Origin of the sequence: Streptomyces sp. NPDC053493, from assembly GCF_044544825.1 — a bacterium.
Taxonomy (GTDB): Bacteria; Actinomycetota; Actinomycetes; order Streptomycetales; family Streptomycetaceae; genus Streptomyces.
Genome location: NZ_JBITXS010000003.1, coordinates 348,411 through 365,678 on the forward strand (window position 1 = coordinate 348,411; position 17,268 = coordinate 365,678).

11 protein-coding genes are annotated in these 17,268 nt (G+C 73.4%); 4 read left to right on the top strand and 7 right to left on the bottom strand.

The window, feature by feature from the left end; all coding sequences use genetic code 11:
* Positions 1–188 precede the first annotated feature (188 nt).
* Positions 189–2,069 carry a protein kinase gene (locus tag ACIGO8_RS11475; protein ID WP_399727531.1) on the top strand — a complete coding sequence of 627 codons (1,881 nt, stop codon included), beginning with the start codon at positions 189–191 and terminating at the stop codon, positions 2,067–2,069.
* Between the two features lie 44 nt (positions 2,070–2,113).
* Here ACIGO8_RS11475 and ACIGO8_RS11480 read toward each other — a convergent pair whose 3' ends face one another.
* Genes ACIGO8_RS11480 through ACIGO8_RS11490 form a run of 3 tightly spaced genes read right to left on the bottom strand, consistent with a single transcriptional unit; the run spans position 2,114 to position 4,768 of the window.
* Complete coding sequence (locus ACIGO8_RS11480) at positions 2,114–3,193, bottom strand: sensor histidine kinase (RefSeq protein WP_399727534.1); 1,080 nt, start codon at positions 3,191–3,193, stop codon at positions 2,114–2,116.
* On the bottom strand, positions 3,186–4,001 hold the full coding sequence (locus ACIGO8_RS11485; protein ID WP_399727537.1) for a response regulator transcription factor: 816 nt from the start codon (positions 3,999–4,001) through the stop codon (positions 3,186–3,188). The genes ACIGO8_RS11480 and ACIGO8_RS11485 overlap by 8 nt, the downstream gene beginning before the upstream one ends.
* 47 nt (positions 4,002–4,048) lie before the next feature.
* Positions 4,049–4,768 carry a VanZ family protein gene (locus ACIGO8_RS11490; protein ID WP_399727540.1) on the bottom strand — a complete coding sequence of 240 codons (720 nt, stop codon included), beginning with the start codon at positions 4,766–4,768 and terminating at the stop codon, positions 4,049–4,051.
* A 179-nt stretch (positions 4,769–4,947) separates the two neighbouring features.
* Between ACIGO8_RS11490 and corA the strand changes: the two genes are divergently transcribed.
* Entirely contained in the window at positions 4,948–6,030 is a 1,083-nt protein-coding gene (gene corA, locus ACIGO8_RS11495; RefSeq protein WP_399728527.1) for a magnesium/cobalt transporter CorA, read from the top strand.
* A gap of 80 nt (positions 6,031–6,110) precedes the next feature.
* Here the strand turns inward: corA and ACIGO8_RS11500 are convergent, their stop codons facing one another.
* Positions 6,111–6,623, bottom strand: coding sequence for a GNAT family N-acetyltransferase (locus tag ACIGO8_RS11500; RefSeq protein WP_399727543.1), 513 nt, complete (start codon positions 6,621–6,623; stop codon positions 6,111–6,113).
* 171 nt (positions 6,624–6,794) lie between these two features.
* Between ACIGO8_RS11500 and ACIGO8_RS11505 the strand changes: the two genes are divergently transcribed.
* The gene (locus ACIGO8_RS11505; protein ID WP_399727547.1) at positions 6,795–9,044 is read left to right on the top strand and encodes an FUSC family protein; all 2,250 of its coding nucleotides are present in this window, start codon (positions 6,795–6,797) and stop codon (positions 9,042–9,044) included.
* Between the two features lie 76 nt (positions 9,045–9,120).
* Here the strand turns inward: ACIGO8_RS11505 and ACIGO8_RS11510 are convergent, their stop codons facing one another.
* The 3 genes from ACIGO8_RS11510 to ACIGO8_RS11520 all read right to left on the bottom strand — a co-directional run bounded on the left by ACIGO8_RS11510 (position 9,121) and on the right by ACIGO8_RS11520 (position 12,858).
* Complete coding sequence (locus ACIGO8_RS11510) at positions 9,121–10,839, bottom strand: thiamine pyrophosphate-dependent enzyme (RefSeq protein ID WP_399727550.1); 1,719 nt, start codon at positions 10,837–10,839, stop codon at positions 9,121–9,123.
* A gap of 59 nt (positions 10,840–10,898) precedes the next feature.
* Positions 10,899–12,491 (bottom strand): FMN-binding glutamate synthase family protein, encoded by a 1,593-nt coding sequence (locus tag ACIGO8_RS11515; RefSeq protein ID WP_399727553.1) that lies wholly within the window; start codon positions 12,489–12,491, stop codon positions 10,899–10,901.
* Positions 12,492–12,630: 139 nt separating this feature from the next.
* Complete coding sequence (locus tag ACIGO8_RS11520; protein WP_399727556.1) at positions 12,631–12,858, bottom strand: DUF5133 domain-containing protein; 228 nt, start codon at positions 12,856–12,858, stop codon at positions 12,631–12,633.
* 290 nt (positions 12,859–13,148) lie between these two features.
* Between ACIGO8_RS11520 and ACIGO8_RS11525 the strand changes: the two genes are divergently transcribed.
* Positions 13,149–17,171 carry a HAMP domain-containing protein gene (locus ACIGO8_RS11525; protein ID WP_399727559.1) on the top strand — a complete coding sequence of 1,341 codons (4,023 nt, stop codon included), beginning with the start codon at positions 13,149–13,151 and terminating at the stop codon, positions 17,169–17,171.
* The last annotated feature ends 97 nt before the right edge of the window (positions 17,172–17,268 follow it).

Genomic DNA, 17,268 nt, shown 5'->3' on the forward strand with positions numbered 1-17,268 from the left:
GCCGACCCGGTCCGGCCACGGCGGGCGGCGTCCTCATCTTGGTTGGGACACCGTGCCGTTCGCGGCAGTGGGACGGTGCGGCCCGCGAGCCGAGAGCCGGGCCGTGCGCAGTCGCACAGACGCGAACCCCTACTCTGGTGCCCGCCCGGTGGCGGATTTCGAACGGTACGACGAACGAGGTGTGACAGGTGACGCGGGAGAACGGCGCGGATCTGGTCGGCGAGGTCCTGGGCGGGCGGTACCGCGTCACCGCGACGATCGGCCGTGGCGGCATGGGCGTCGTCGCCCGGGCCGTCGACCAGCTGCTGAACCGCGAGGTCGCCGTCAAGGTCCTGCGCGCCTACACCGACGCCTCCCCGGCCGAACTGGCCGATCTGCGGGCCCGGATGCGGCGCGAGGCGCAGGCCGCCGCCCGCGTCCGGCACAGCGGTGTGGTCACCGTGCACGACGTGGTCGAGGAGCGGGGCCTGCCGGTCATCGTCATGGAACTGGTCGAAGGGCCCTCCCTCGACGACGTGCTGGCCGAGCGCGGCGCGCTGGAGCCGCGCGAAGCGGCCGCGATCGGCGCCAAGCTGATGGACGCGCTCGACGCGGCACACCGGGCCGGCGTCCTGCACCGGGACGTCAAGCCCGGCAACGTCCTGCTGGAGCGCGGAGGCCGGGTCGTGCTCACCGACTTCGGCATCGCCACCATGGAGACCGCCGGCGACGAGGCCCTCGCCAAGCTGACCCAGAGCGGCCAGATCGTCGGCTCTCTCGACTATCTGCCGCCGGAGCGCGCCCAGGGCCAGGTGCCGGGTGCCGCGTCGGACATCTGGGCGCTCGGCATGACGCTGTACGCGGCGGTGGAGGGCGCCGCGCCCTTCCGCCGTACGTCGGTGTGGTCCACGTTGGCCGCGATCGTCGGCGAACCGCTGCCCGAACCCCGGCGCGCCGGACCGCTCACCCCGGTGCTGCGGGCGCTGATGGCCAAGGACCCGCTGCAGCGGCCCGACGCCGGGCAGGCGCGTGAACTGCTGGCGGCGGTCGCCGAAGGCCGGCCGGTCGCCCTCCCGCCGACGGCCCCGCAGGCGCCGATACCGACGCCTGGTCAGGCGCCGCTGCCCGTGCAGACGCCGCCGCAAGGGCCGATGCCCGCGCAGGCTGAGACGCCCGCACAGGCGTACACGCCTCCGCCCATACCGACGCCGACGCCCGGCCCCACGCCCGCGCCGATGCCCGGCCCCGCCCCGATGCCCGGCGCCACACCCATGCCTCCGCCCGCCGCCCCGCCGGGATTCGGTCCCGCCGTCACCGCGCCCGCTCCCTATCCGCCGGCCGGCTCCTACGCACCCGCCCCGCCGGGCCCGGCACACGGCATGCCGCCCGCCATGCCCGCCGGCCACCCCGGCCACTCCGAGACCCGCGCCACCACCGCCGGCGCGCGCCGCCGCCGTACCCGTACCGTCGTCGCGGTCGCGGCCGCCACCGTCCTCACCTGTGGCGGCGTCGCCTACGCCCTGATGGACGTGCGGGGCGACGAGGGCGGCGACGGGCCGGCCTCGGCGCTTCCCTCGGCGGGCAGCTCCGCCGCCGGCGGGCCGGCCGAACCGGGAGGCACGACCGACGCCCCGACCTCACCGGGCGACCTGACGACCATCAGCCCCGGCGAGACGCCCTCCGGCACTCCCTCCCGGACGGACGAGGACCGCGGCACACCGTCCGCCTCGGCATCCGGCGACGCGGGAGACAAGCCGTCCGGGCACCCGTCGGCCTCACCGAGGACCACGCCCAGCGCCACGGTGAAGGAGCCCACGCCCGTACCGACGGCATGCACCGGCTGGGCCCACGCCAACAGCAGCAGCGGCGTCGGCCACGCCTCCCAGAACACCCACCTCTACACCGGGCCGTACGCGGAGTGCTCGTACGTGACCGTGCTCAAGTCCGGCACCAAGGTCTCGTACGAGTGCTACGTGGACAACGCCCACGCCAACAAGTGGATCTACGCCCGGATCGCGGGCAGCGGGACCGAGGGCTGGGTCTTCGGCGAGAAGTCCACGCTGGACAGCGGCACGCTCAAGCGCTGTTGAGGCGTGCGCCGGCGGCCGGCGACGCAGGCCCCGCGCGCTTGCGTTCAGGACGTGCCGGGGAGGCGGACCGTGACGAGGAGGCCGCCGGCGGGCCGGGGCGCGAGGTCGAGCGTGCCGCCGTGGGCGCGGACGATCGTGTGCACGAGGGCGAGGCCGAGGCCGACGCCGGCGTGTTCGTCGGTGCGTACGCGTTGCGTGCCGCGCTGGAAGGGCTCGGTGAGCGTCGGCACCAGCTCCGGCGGCAGTGGACGGCCGGTGTTCTCGACCCGGAGCACGCTCGTGTCGCCACGCGTCTCGGTGCGTACGGTCACCGAGCCGCCGGCGGGGAGGTTGTGGACGACGGCGTTCTGCACGAGGTTCGTCACCATCCGCAGCAGGAGCTCCTCGGAGCCGTGGGTCAAGCTCGCGCCGCCGGTGACGTCGAGGCCGATGCCGCGCTGTTCGGCGAGCGGGAGCAGGGTCTCGGCGGCCTCCTCGGCGAGGAGTGAGAGGTCGACGCTCTCGCGCCGGAAGTTCCCGCTGTCGCTGCGGCTGAGCAGCAGGAGCGCCTCGGTGAGGTCGATCGCGCGCGCGTTGACCGCCCGCAGGCGGTCGAGGACTTCGTCCCGGTCCCGGGCGGGATCCTTGCGGGCGACGTCGAGCAGCGCCTGCGAGACGGCGAGCGGCGTGCGCAGTTCGTGGGAGGCGTTGGCGGCGAACCTCCGCTGTTCGGCGACATGGGACTCGAGCTTTTCGAGCATGGTGTCGAACGCGTCGGCGAGTTCACGGAACTCGTCCTGGCGGCCGGCCATCCGGATCCGATGCGACAGCGATCCGTTCCCGGCGGTCCGCGCGGCGGCCGTGATCCGGGTGAGCGGCGCGAGCATCCGCCCGGCCAGGATCCAGCCGCCGACGAGGCCGAACACGAGCAGGAAGACCATCGCCACGGCCGCGGCGGGCGCGAACATGTGCACGAGGAGGTAGCGGTTGGGCGAGATCCCGAGAAGGCCCTGGGAGTTGTCCGGCACGTAGCGCAGCAGATACCACCACACCACGGCCAGCAGGAGCGCGCCGGCGACGGCCAGGAAGCCGGCGTAGCTGAGGGTGAGCTTCACCCGGGCGCTGAGCCCCGGCCGTCTACGCATGCGTGCCACCGCCGCCGCGGCCGGTCCCGGCACTGCCGCCCGCGGGGCCGCGGCCGGTCTCGGCGTCGCCGGTTTCGAGGTGGCGGCCGGCCGCGGGCCGACGGCCCTCAGCTTCGCCGGTTCCGGCGCGGTGGCCGATCTCGGGGCCGTCGCCCGCGATGCGGTAGCCGACACCCGGCACCGTGGCGATGACCCACGGTTCGCCGAGCCGTTTGCGCAGCGCGGAGACGGTGATGCGGACGGCGTTGGTGAAGGGATGGGCGTTCTCGTCCCACGCCCGCTCCAGCAGCTCCTCGGCGCTGACGACGCCGCCCTCCGCGCCGACGAGGACCTCGAGCACGGCGAACTGTTTGCGCGTGAGCGCCACGTAGCGTCCGTCGCGGAAGACCTCCCGCCGGAAGGGATCGACCCGCAGGCCCGCGATCTCGCGGACCGGGGGCCGGGCGTACGCGCGTCTGCGGTCGAGCGCCCGCAGCCGCAGGACCAGCTCCCGCAGCTCGAACGGCTTGGTGAGGTAGTCGTCGGCGCCGAGCTCGAAGCCGGAGGCCTTGTCGTCGATCCGGTCCGCGGCCGTGAGCATGAGGATCGGGATGCCGCTGCCGGAGGCGACGATGCGCCGGGCGACCTCGTCGCCGGAGGGGCCCGGGATGTCGCGGTCGAGGACCGCGAGGTCGTAGGAGTGGACGCTGAGCAGCTCCAGGGCGGAGTCGCCGTCGCCTGCGATGTCGGCGGCGATCGCCTCCAGCCGGAGACCGTCCCGGACGGCTTCGGCCAGGTAGGGCTCGTCCTCCACGATCAGTACACGCATGTCCGAAGCCTAGGCAACGCCGCATGTCGCCGGCGTATGGAAAGGCCTCAGGAGACCCGGTCCGCCGGTTCCGGCGCGGGTTCAGGCGCCGACGCGAGGCGCGACCGGTGCGCCCGTTCCGTCGCCGTGCCGCGCCACCAGCGGCGCGACGCCAGCCCGGCCAGTACGGCTCCGGCGGTGTTGACCAGCACGTCGTCCACCGAGGACACCCGGTCGAGCCGCAGGACGTACTGCGCGGTCTCGACGAGGACCGAGCAGCCCGCCCCGAGGGCCAGGATCCGCGGCACGGACGCGAGCGCCGCCCACCGCATCGGGGCGAAGAAGCCGAGCGAGGCGAGGACCAGCAGATTGCCGGCGATCCCGAGCGGGCCCATCGTGACCAGGTCACGCAGTGGAACCAGGCTGAGGCGTCCCGGCACGACGCCGGCCCCGGCGCCCGGCATCATCGTCAGCCACAGGAACGGCACGGTGCCGTGGACCATGCCCACCTCGGCCAGCGACGTCCGCCAGGCACCGTGGCGCCGGCGCGCGAGCGCCCACACCACCAGCGCGGACACGGGCAGGGTGACGAGCGTCATCAGCACCACACCGTTGAACGTGTCGTAGCAGCCGTGCCACCGCCCCGCCAGGCAGGTCGGCGCGGACATCATCAGCGGCCTGCGCAGGACGAACAGGGCGCTCGCCAGGCCGAGGGCCGCGAGGCCGAGGAGCAGGATCCCGCGCGCGCGGCGGGGCGGCGGTACGGAAGGGGAGGCGTCGTGGGTCATGGTCCCAGGGGATCGCGAGGGCCGTTGCCGTGGCGTATGCGGTTTTCGATACGCCCGCGATACACGGCACCACGAACCGCCCCGCTCATGGTGCTCCACCGCCCGCTCGGAGCGGCCTGTCGTACGGGACGGGCCGCTGGCAGACTGGCCCGCGATCTGCCGAAGGAGTACCCGTGTCGATGATCCACCGCCTGCGCAGCGCCGTCCGCCGTACGTACCGACGCGCCGTGGACCTCAGCCACCCCGCGCGCTCGCCGCTCGGCAGCGCGGTCGTCAACTGCGTCGTCTACGTCCGCGGGGTCCGGCAGGACGGCGTCCGGTCGGCCGAGGAAGCGGTGCGACGCGTCCGCAGGTCGGGCGACGGCTTCGTGTGGATCGGCCTGCACGAGCCGGAGGAGAAGGAGTTCGCGGGCCTCGCCGAGCTCTTCGGCCTGCATCCGCTGGCGGTGGAGGACGCCGTGCACGCCCATCAGCGGCCGAAGCTGGAGCAGTACGAGGACGTGCTGTTCGCGGTCTTCAAGACGGTGCGCTACATGGAGCACGAGGAGCTCACCGCGACCAGCGAGGTGGTGGACACCGGCGAGCTGATGGCCTTCGTCGGACCGGACTTCGTCATCACCATCCGCCACGGCGGACACGGCTCCCTCGGCCCGCTCCGAGAGGCCCTGGAATCCGAGCCCGAACAGCTCGCGAAAGGCCCCTCCGCCGTGCTGCACGCGATAGCGGACCACGTCGTCGACGACTACCTCGCCGTGGCCGACGCCGTCCAGGACGACCTGGACGCCATCGAGACCGCCGTCTTCTCGGAGCGCGGCGAGCGCGGCGACGCCGGCCGGATCTACCAGCTCAAGCGCGAACTCCTCGAACTCAAGCGTGCCGTGGCGCCGCTGGGCCGGCCCCTCCAACGGCTCGCGACCGAGCCGGTGGTGCTCGTCGCTCCCGAGTTCCGCGCGTACTTCCGCGACGTCGCCGACCACCTCGCCCGGGTCACCGAGCAGGTCGCCTCCTACGACGCCCTGCTCGACTCGGTCCTCCAGGCCCATCTCGCCCAGGTGACCGTCGCCCAGAACGAGGACATGCGCAAGATCACCGCCTGGGCCGCGATCGTCGCCGTTCCGACCATGGTCTGCGGCGTCTACGGCATGAACTTCGACCACATGCCCGAACTCCGCTGGACCTACGGCTATCCGGTGGTCCTGTGCGTGATGGCCCTCGCCTGCTTCCTCATCCACCGCGGCTTCCGCCGCAACGGCTGGCTCTGACTCCGGGGCCGGCGACGGCCCGCCGAGGACCCGGGCGGCCTGCCGTGACGACCAGCCCCTGCCGTGACGACCAGCCGGGATCACCGCACCAGTTCGGACGCCAGCAGGTCCATGAGCAGTCCGTCGTGCCAGCTGCCGTCGGCGTCGCGTTCGTACTGCCGCATCACGCCGACGGGCCGGAAGCCCGCCTTCTCGTAGCAGCGGATCGCGGCGGCGTTGTCGGCCGCCGGGTCGATGACGAGCCGGTGGTGGCCGACGTCGTCGATCAGATGGCGGGCGAGGGTGCGGACGGCGTCGGTGCCGAGGCCCTTGCCGTGCACCGAGGGATCGAGGAACACGTCGATGCCCGCGTGCCGGTAGTCCGGCTCCTCCTCGGCGTACCACTGGATCATTCCGACGATCCGGTCGTGGTGCAGCACCGTCAGGCAGTGGGTGTCGGGATCCGCGAGGTCGGAGGCCACCTCCGCCGCCATGTCGTCCCCGCCGCGCCACCGCGCCCGCACCTCGGGGGTGGTCCGGATGGCGGCCAGGGCCGGGACGTCCTCGGGGCGGGAAGGGCGCAGGACCACGTCCGCACCGCGCAACTCGTTCATGCCCACAGACTGCCCCGGCGCCCGCCCGGCGGGCCACCAGGTTTCCGGCCGGTCCACGGGCCCGCCCGGCGGTCCGCCGGGCGGCCGCCGGAGCCCCGGCACGGCGGTCCGGCACGGCGGTCCGGCGCGGCCCGCCGTGCCGGGTGCCGCCGCGCGGGCGATCCTGAGGGCATGGGTGGCCGGTTCCCGCCGCGGCTGCCGCCCGCCTACCGGGCGGCGGCGCGACGGGCGCTGCGCGTCACGATCGCCGCCGGGGCCGGGTTCTACGTGCTGCTCTACGGCTTCGGCCTGGCGGTCGGCGCCACCTACGCGCTGTTCGGCGCGATCGCGATGGCCGGACTGTCCCACCTTCCCGGCTCCGGGCGGCAGCGGGCCGCCCTGCTGGTGTGCGTGGTGCCGGTGTGCTGGGTGCTGATCACGCTCGGCACCTATCTGTCCGTACGGACGTGGAGCGCGGTCCTCGGGATGCTGGTCGTCGGCTTCGCGCTGGCCTTCATGGCCGTCGGCGGACCGCGGTTCGCCGGCGCGGCCACGGGACTGCAGCTGATGTACATCCTGCCGTCGTTCCCTCCGTACGACCCCGGCTCGCTGGGCGAACGGCTCGCGGGCGCGACCTTCGGACTCGCCGTGCTGATCGTCGCCGAGATCACGCTGCTGCCCGAGCCGGCGGCCCTGCCCTACCGCGAACGGGCCGCCCGGGCCGCCGACTGCGCCGCGTCCTGCGCGCAGCGGCTGCGCACCGCCCCGTACACGCTCCCGGAGGACGCGCTCCGCTCGGCCCGGGCCCTGAGCACGGGCCTTCGCTCCTCCCAGGTGCCGGAGGCGGAGCGGCCGGCCGGAGCGGGCGTACGGCAAAGGGCGCTGGCCCACACCGGCCTCGCGACGCGCACCCTGCTCGGACGGCTGGCGGTGCTGCCGCCGCCTCCTCCGGGCGCCGCGGCGCCGGCGGACGCGGACGGCCCGGCGGGGGCGGGGGAGGCGAGGGGACCGGATCCGTTGCGGGCGGTCACCGAGGCGGCGCGGGAAACGGCCGCCCGACTGCGGGGCCGCGGCCCCGACGGGCGGGCGCACACCGTCCTGCAGGAGGCCCGCGAGGCGCTGGCGGCGGCCGAGGACGGCTCGCCCGCCGTGCTGCGCCGCAACGCGGCACTCCTGGAGGTGGCGGACGCGGCGCTCGCGATGTCCACGGCGGCCGACCTCGCCGTACGGGGCCGGGCGGCCGACCCGCCGGCTCCGGGCCGGTTCTGGTACGCCCGGCAGCGGGCGCCCCGGCTGTGGTGGCGGCGGCTGTCGGGCCACGCGGGCGGCCGGTCGGTGTTCTTCCAGAACGCCGTGCGCATCAGTCTGGCCCTGGCGGCCGCCCGGCTGATCGCCGGCGTCGACACCCTCCCGCACGGCTTCTGGGTGCTGCTGGCGACGCTGACCCTGACGCGGACGACGGTGCGGGAGACCCGGACGACGGAACGCAGGGCGCTGACCGGCACCCTCGTCGGCGCGCTGGTCGCGGCCACGCTCCTGGCGTTCGTCGGCACCGACATCGAGGTGTACGCCGTGGCACTCCCGCCGCTGATGCTGGTCACCTTCACGCTCGGGCCGGTCAAGGGCGTCGGCTGGGCGCAGGCGCTGTTCACCGTGGTGGTCGCGCTGGTCTTCGCGCAGCTGGCCCCGGCCACCTGGCAGCTCGCCGAGTTCCGGCTGCTCGACGTGCTGGCCGGCAGCGCGATCGGCGCGGTCTTCGGACTGCTGGCCTGGCCGCGGGGCGCCCATGACGAACTGCGCCGCTCGGTCGCGACGCTGCTGCGGATCGCCGCGGAGATCGTGGTGGCCACGACGGCGCAGATGGCGGCGGGCGGCCGGCGGGTGCCGGTGGTCACCGCGCCCGGGCACCGTAGCCTGCAGCACGCCCTGGTCATGGCGGAGTCGGCGTACGCGCAGTACCAGAGCGAACCCCAGGGCCCGGGCCCGCCGCCGGTCCGCCGGGACTGGCAGGCCGCGCTGATCGCCGGACACCACACGCTGTGGGGCGCCGACCGGCTCCTCGTACCGGCCGAGCCGGTCGTCGTTCCACCACTGGGCCGGGAGGCCTCGGAATCCGTCGTCCGCACCGGCGACCGGGTCGCGGCGGCCATGCTGCTGACCTCCGCCCGCATGGACCCGACCGGCGACACCCCGGAGACACCGGCGCCCCCGCACGCCCCGACGGCCTCCGCCACCCTGTCCGCCGACCCGCCGGGCGCACCGCGCGCGTACTACGCGACCGTGGCGTGGCTGGGCTCGCTGACGAGGGACCTGGACCGCCTCGCCGCGGATACCGCGCCCGGGGCCGAGACCGTGACCGAGGCCGGGACCGAGGCCGGGACCGACGCCGGGACCGCGACCGAGGCCGAGGCCGGGACCGAGGCCGACGCCGCCCCGCACTGATCGCCCCGCACTGATCGCCCCGCACGGACCGCCACGCGGGCGGCGGGCCCTGTCGGCTGGCGTGCCCTCGACAGCCTTACGGCAGATTCTCCTTGATCTTGGCGATGGCGAAGCCCCAGCCCTGGGACACCGTCGGCTTTCCCGGCACCGCCACCTCGGCCGGGTTGGCCACCACGTCCAGGAGCACCGGACCGGGAAGGGCGAGCGCCCGGCGTACCGCCTCGTCGAGTTCGGCCGGATCGGTGACCCGGATGCCGGTCAGCCCGAGGGCCTCGGCCACCGCGGCGAAGTCGGGGTTGTCGAGGACGGTCCCGAACTCGGGGAGCCCGGCCTGCTCCTGCTCCAGCTTGACCATGCCGAGACGGCGGTTGTCGAAGACCACGAGCTTGACGGGCAGACGCTCGGTCCGGACGGTCATGAGGTCGCCCAGCAGCATGCTGAGACCGCCGTCGCCGCAGAAGGCCACGACCTGACGGTCGGGCGCCCACAGCTGGGCGCCGATGGCCTGGGGCATCGCGTTGGCCATGGAGCCCAGGTTGTACGAGCCGATCAGCCGGCGCTCGCCGCGCATCCGGACGAAGCGCGAGAGCCAGACCGTGGCCATGCCGGTGTCCGAGGTGAAGATCGCGTCGTCCGCCGCGTGCCGGTCCACCGAGGCCGCCAGGGCCTCCGGGCGGATGTCGTCGACGCGGTTGTCGAACATCGCCCGCACCCGCCCGAGGAGGCGCCGGTCGTGGGCGGGATCGGCCAGACCCGCCTGCTGCTCCTGCCACCGCAGGAACCGCTCACGGGCCTCGTCGAGATGGGACCGGGAGCCGGCCGGGGCGAGCAGCGGCAGCAGGGCCCGCAGCGTCGCGCCGACGTCGCCGGCGAGCCCGACGTCGACCGGGACGCGGCGGCCGAGGTGCTCCTCGCGGACGTCGATCTGCACCACCCGGCAGTCCTGCGGGTACCAGTCGCGGTAGGGGAAGTCGGTCCCGAGCATGATCAGGGTGTCGCAGGAGTCCAGGGCGTGCGCGGCGGCCGGGTTGCCGATCAGACCCGTCTGCCCCACCTCGTACGGGTTGTCCGCCTCGAAGCCCTCCTTGGCCTTGAGCGTGAGCACCATGGGCGCCGCGAGGAGCTCGGCGGTGCGCAGCACCTCCTCGCGGGCCTCCCGGGCGCCGCGTCCGACGAGCAGCGTGACCCGGGAGCCGGCCGTGATCGCCTCGGCCGCCTCGGCGAGGGCCGGGTCGTCCGGGCGGGTCACGGCGGGGCGCGGCAGCGCGAACCGCGTCGGCCGGTCCTCCTCCACCTTCAGGTCGCCGACGTCCCCGGGCACGGTCAGCACCGCCACGCCGCGGCGGGTGACGGCGGCGCGCACCGCGGACTCCAGCAGCCTCGGCAGCTGCGAGGGCGAGGTGACGGTGGCCCGGTAGACGGCCACGTCCCGGAAGAGGAGGTCGTTGTCGACCTCCTGGAAGTAGTCCCCGCCCACCTCCGACAGCGGCACCTGGCCGCACACGGCCAGCACCGGCGCGCCGCTCTTGGCGGCGTCGTACAGGCCGTTGAGGAGGTGGACCGAGCCCGGCCCCACGGTGCCCATGCAGACCGCGAGCCGGCCCGACAGCTGGGCGTGCGCCCCGGCGGCGAACGCGGCCGCCTCCTCGTGCCGGAAGCCGGTCCACTCGATCCCGTCGGTGGTCCGGATGGCGTCGGTGAGAGGGTTGAGCGCGTCGCCGACCACTCCGAAGACGTGGCCGACACCGAGGTCCGCGAGACCGTCGACGATCACTTGGGCGACGGTGCGAGTCATGAGATCTCCTTGGTCGAGAGGTTGCCGCGAGAGGTTGCCGCGAGAGGTTGCCGCGCGGGTCAGCGCAGGGTGAACCGGTCCGGATGAGCCGCCTTCCAGTCGCCTGCCCAGGAAGCCGGGACTGATCCCGGGTCGAGCAGCTGACCGGGTGAGAGCGGCTCGTACAGCTCGGCGTGCGACCGGACGTCGTCCGGGCCGACCAGGCTCAGGAGCTGCTCGGGGCTCAGGCCGCCCGGCCCGTCGACGCCCATGGCGGCCATGATCTGCAGGGCGCTCTTGACGGTCGCCTCCTGGAAGCGCTGGACGCGGCGCGCCTTGTCCTCGACGTCCAGGGCCCGGGCCCGTCGGGGATCCTGGGTGGCGACGCCGACGGGACAGGTGTTGGTGTGGCAGCGCTGGGCCTGGATGCAGCCGAGGGCGAACATCATGGCCCGGGCGGAGTTCGTGTAGTCGGCACCCTGGATCAGCCGCTTGACGATGTCGCCGCCGGTGGCGACCTTGCCGGAGGCTCCGATCCGGATCCGGTCGCGCAGCCCCGTGCCGACGAGGGCCCGATGGACCGTGGTCAGGCCCTCGGTGAGCGGGAGCCCGACGGTGTCCGCGAACTCCAGCGGGGCGGCCCCGGTGCCGCCCTCGGCCCCGTCGACGACGACGAAGTCGGGCGTGACGTCCTCCTCCAGCATCGCCTTGCAGACGGCGAGGAACTCGCGGCGCGATCCGACGCACAGCTTGAACCCGACCGGCTTGCCACCGGCGAGCTCGCGCATCCGGTCCAGGAAGCGCACCAGCTCCCGCGGGGTGCGGTAGACCCGGTGGTACGGCGGTGAGATCACGGTGCGGCCCTCGGGGACGCCCCGGACCGCGGCGATCTCCCGGCCGACCTTGGATCCGGGCAGGACGCCTCCGATGCCCGGCTTGGCGCCCTGGCTGATCTTGAGGAGCACGCAGGCGACCTGGTCGAGGGCGGCCTTCTCGGCGAACCGCCGCGGGTCGAAGTCGCCGTCTTCGGTGCGGCAGCCGAAGTATCCCGTGCCGATCTCCCAGATCAGGTCACCGCCCGGAGCCAGGTGGTGTTCCGAGATCCCGCCCTCGCCGGTGTCGTGGGCGAAGCCGCCGCGCCGGGCGCCCTCGTTCAGGGCGAGGATCGCCCGGTCCGACAGGGCGCCGAAGCTCATCGCCGACACGTTGAGCAGGGCCATGTCGTAAGGCCGGGAGCAGTGGGGCCCGCCGATCCGCACGCGCGGCGGTTCGTCCCGCACCGGGCGCGGAGCCATGGACGGGACGAGGTACTCCGTGCCCGGGCGGCTCAGCTGCAGCTCCGTCCCGAAGGGTTCCTCGGCGTCGGTTCCCTTGGCCCGCTCGTACACGATGGAACGCGTGTCCCGGTCGAAGGGCGCGCCGTCGACGTTCCGCTCGACGAAGTACTGCTGCACCTCGGGCCGCAGCGCCTCCATCGCGAACCTCAGGTGCCCGAGGACCGGATAGTTGCGCAGGACCGAGTGCCGCCGCTGCAGCAGGTCGTACGCGGCCACGGCGGCGAGCAGCAGGGCCGGACCGGCCGCGCACCACCACCACGGGGACACCAGGGCGGCCAGCAGGCCGGTGGCGAGCGCGGTCAGGGCCGGGAGGGCCGCGAGAAGAATCGTCACCATGAACGGCCGTCTTTCCCCGATCGGCGAGGTCAAGCCGGTGCTTTCGGGCCGTCGCCGGCAGCCTGCGGGCCCCGCGGGACCGGGAACGGGTCCGGCCCGCCTCCATGTCCTCGAGGCGGGCCGAACGCGTGCGCGTGGGTCAGGCGGTCAGCAGCGAGTCGTCCTCGGGGCGCGCGCCCGGGAGCTGATGGCGGGCCGCGATCAGCGCCGCGTCCACGTCACGCGTTCCGGTGGACACGCAGAGTGTGTAGGCGAGGTCGTCCAGGCGGCGCCGTACCTCCGGGCCGCCGTTCTCGGCACCGAGTGCCGTGAGTGTCTCGTACTGCTCGATGAGATTCCGCAGGACCGCGGGATGGGCCATCAACATGCGCTCCCCCTCGTTCTTCAGGGCGTTGCCCGCTCGGGCTCGACGCGCCGTGTACCCGGCCTTCGGCGGTGTATGCCACGGAGAGGCCGCGGGACGTCCAGGCCGTCCGACGTCGGGTTCCGGCCGCTCGAACAGGCACCGCTCTCCACCGGGCGATCACGGAGAGGTAGTGTCGTCATCGTTGCCGTACGGCAACGGTCGGAGTCGCCCCGAGCGGGGCGCGAAGGCTCCGGCGCGTGAGTGACCGTACGGCCCGCGAGCGGAAGCCTGACGGCGGACGAGGATGGGGCATGTCTGAGACGACGATCAAGGGCTCCTTGACCGAAGAGCGGCCCGGGCCGTCCGCGGTCGGAGAACCCGAGCTTCGCCAGCTCCTGGCCGGCCTCACGGCGGTGCGGGACGGCGACTTCGGGACCCGCCTGCCCGACGAGGCCGACGGGCTCATGGGCGAGATCTCCCGGGTGTTCAACGGGATGGTCGACCAGCTGTCCCGGTTCACCTCCGAGGTGACCCGGGTCGCCCGCGAGGTCGGCACGGAGGGCACCCTCGGCGGACAGGCCGTGGTGCCCGGGGTCTCCGGCACCTGGGCCGACCTGACCGACTCGGTCAACGCCATGGCCGGCAATCTGACCACCCAGGTGCGTGACATCGCCCAGGTGGCCACCGCCGTCGCCAAGGGAGACCTCTCCCAGAAGATCGACGTCGACGCCCGCGGCGAGATCCTGGAGCTGAAGAACACCATCAACACGATGGTCGACCAGCTCTCCTCCTTCGCCGACGAGGTCACCCGCATGGCCCGCGACGTCGGTACGGAGGGCATCCTCGGCGGCCAGGCCGACGTGAAGGGCGTCTCCGGCACCTGGCGCGACCTGACGGACTCCGTCAACTCCATGGCGGGCAACCTCACCGCTCAGGTGCGGGCGATCGCCCACGTCGCCACCGCCGTGGCCGACGGCGACCTGTCCAAGAAGGTCGACGTCGACGCGCGTGGCGAGATCCTGGGGCTGAAGACGACCATCAACACGATGGTCGACCAGTTGTCCGCCTTCGCCGACGAGGTGACACGCGTCGCCCGTGAGGTGGGCACCGAGGGCAACCTCGGCGGCCAGGCCACCGTCCGGGGCGCCTCCGGCACCTGGAAGGACCTGACCGACAACGTCAACGTGATGGCGTCCAACCTCACCGGGCAGGTACGTTCGATCGCCCAGGTCGCCAGCGCCGTGGCCCGAGGAGACCTCTCCCGGCGGATCACCGTCGAGGCCAAGGGCGAGGTCGCCGCGCTCGCCGACACCATCAACCGCATGGTGGACACCCTGTCGGCCTTCGCCGACGAGGTCACCCGCGTCGCCCGCGAGGTGGGCACCGAGGGCCGGCTCGGCGGCCAGGCCCGGGTGCCGAACGTGGCCGGGACCTGGAAGGACCTGACCGACAACGTCAACTCCATGGCGAACAACCTGACCGGACAGGTCCGTAACATCGCCCAGGTCACCACCGCCGTCGCCAACGGCGACCTGTCCAAGAAGATCGACGTCGACGCGCGTGGCGAGATCCTGGAGCTGAAGACGACCATCAACACGATGGTAGACCAGCTCTCCTCCTTCGCCGCCGAGGTGACCCGTGTCGCCCGTGAGGTCGGCAGCGAGGGCCGGCTCGGCGGCCAGGCCGAGGTCGAGGGCGTCTCCGGGACCTGGAAGCGCCTGACCGAGAACGTCAACGAGCTCGCCGGAAACCTCACCCGTCAGGTCCGCGCCATCGCCGAGGTCGCGAGCGCGGTCGCCGAGGGCGACCTGACCCGCTCGATCACCGTCGAGGCCTCGGGCGAGGTGGCCGAGCTCAAGGACAACATCAACGCGATGGTCGGCTCGCTGCGCGAGACGACCCGGGCCAACCAGGAACAGGACTGGCTCAAGTCCAGCCTGGCCCGGATCTCCGCGCTCATGCAGGGCCACCGTGACCTGTCCGTGGTCGCCGAACTCGTCATGGACGAGCTGACCCCGCTCGTCTCCGCCCAGTACGGCGCGTTCTACCTGGCCGAGGAGGGCGAGGACGGCATCGAGCTGAGGCTCGTCGGCTCCTACGGCCGGCCCGCCGGCGACCACGGCCAGGACCGTTTCCGGCTGGGCGAGTCCCTCGTCGGCCAGGCCGCCCGCAGCCGCCGCACCATCGCCGCCGAGAACGTCCCCGCCGACTACGTCGTCATCTCCTCGGGACTCGGCCGGACCGCCCGCGGCAGCCTGGTGGTGCTGCCGATCGTCGTCGAGGACCAGGTCCTCGGCGTCATCGAGCTGATGTCCTTCAGCCCCTTCACGCCCGTCCACCGGGACTTCCTGGAGCAGCTCATGGAGGCGGTGGGCGTCAACGTCAGCACCATCGTCGCCAACGCCCGCACGGACGAACTCCTTGACGAGTCCCAGCGGCTGGCCGGCGAACTGCGCTCGCGCACCGAGGAACTCCAGGTGCAGCAGGAGGAACTCCAGCGCTCCAACGCCGAACTGGAGGAGAAGGCGGCCCTGCTCGCGACGCAGAACCGCGACATCGAGGCCAAGAACCTCCAGATCGAACAGGCCCGGCAGGAACTCGAGGACCGCGCCCAGCAGCTGGCGCTGGCCTCCACGTACAAGTCGGAGTTCCTGGCCAACATGAGCCACGAACTGCGCACCCCGCTCAACAGTCTGCTGATCCTGGCCCAGCTGCTCGCCCAGAACCCGACCCGCAACCTCACGGCCAAGCAGGTCGAGTACGCCGGCATCATCCACTCCGCCGGATCCGACCTGCTGCAGCTGATCAACGACATCCTCGACCTGTCCAAGGTGGAGGCCGGGAAGATGGACCTCAACCCGGAGCGCGTCTCGCTGCGCAGGCTGCTCGACTACGTCGAGGCCACCTTCCGCCCGCTCACCTCGCAGAAGAGCCTCGCCTTCACCGTCTCCACCGCCGCCGGCGTCCCGGTCGACCTGGTCACCGACGACACCCGGCTGCGGCAGGTGCTGCGCAATCTGCTGTCCAACGCCGTCAAGTTCACCGAGCACGGCAGCGTGGAACTCCGCATCGAGCCCGCCTCGGACGGCGAGCTCCCGGCGACGGTCCACCGCGGCGGCCCGGTCGTCGCCTTCCGCGTCACGGACACCGGCATCGGCATCGCGCCGGAGAACCTGGAGGCCATCTTCGGCGCCTTCCAGCAGGCCGACGGCACCACCAACCGGAAGTACGGCGGCACCGGCCTCGGCCTGTCCATCAGCCGCGAGATCGCCTATCTCCTCGGCGGCGGCCTGACGGTCACCAGCGCACCCGGCGAGGGCAGCACCTTCACCCTCTACCTGCCGGTCGCCCGCCCCGACTTCGCGGAAGAGTCCGCCGTCACGACGGAGGCCGTCGTGGTGCCCGCCGCCACGGCGCCGGACCAGGGCGGCACGCCCGCCCTGCCCGCCGCCCGCTCCGGCCCGGCTCCGGTCCGGCCCACGAGGCGCCTGCTCGTGATCGAGGAGCGCCCACGAGGGCTCCTCGCGCTCGTCGCCGAGAGCGCCCTCACCGAGCTCGCCACCGACGGCGGGCACGGTGCCCGCGACGACGTCGAACTGATCGCGGTCGTCGGCCCCGAGGAGGCCGCCACCGCCCTGGCCACCCAGCCCTTCCACTGCGTCGTGCTCGACGTCGACATGGCCGACGGCGACGCGCTGCGCTTCCTGGACGCCATGGACGGGGACGAGGCCCTGCGGACCGTCCCGGTCCTCGCCCACAACAACCGGCGGCTCGGCGCCGACCAGGAGAGCACCCTCCAGGAGCTGGCCCGCAGCAGGCCCCTGGAGCTCCTGTCCAGCCTCGACGAACTGCGCGAACGGATCGCCCTGCACCTGTCCGCCGAACAGCCCGGCGACGTCGTGCCGCTGGTCCGCGCGGAACACCGGGCCCTGGAGCCGCACGCCATCGACTCGACCCTGCACGGCCGCACCGTCCTCGTCGTCGACGACGACGCCCGCAACCTCTACGCCCTCAGCGGCATCCTCGAACTGCACGGCATCACGGTGCTGCACGCCGAGAACGGCCGCAGGGGCATCGAGACGCTCGTCGCGCACCCGGACGTCGACCTCGTCCTGATGGACGTGATGATGCCGGAGATGGACGGCTACGCCGCGACCGCGCGGATCCGGGAGATGCCGGGATACGCGGACCTGCCGGTCATCGCGGTGACCGCCAAGGCGATGCCGGGCGACCGGGAGAAGAGCCTCGCCTCGGGCGCCAGCGACTACGTGACCAAGCCCGTCGACGCGGACGAGCTCATCGCCTGCGTCAGCCGCTGGCTGAACGGCGGCTAGTTCGGTGACCGTACCCGTCCCACGGCGGGCCCCGCGCCTTCCCGGCGCGCCCCGCCCCCGCCCGTCCCGCGGCCGCCAGGCCGCCCCGCCAGAGGAG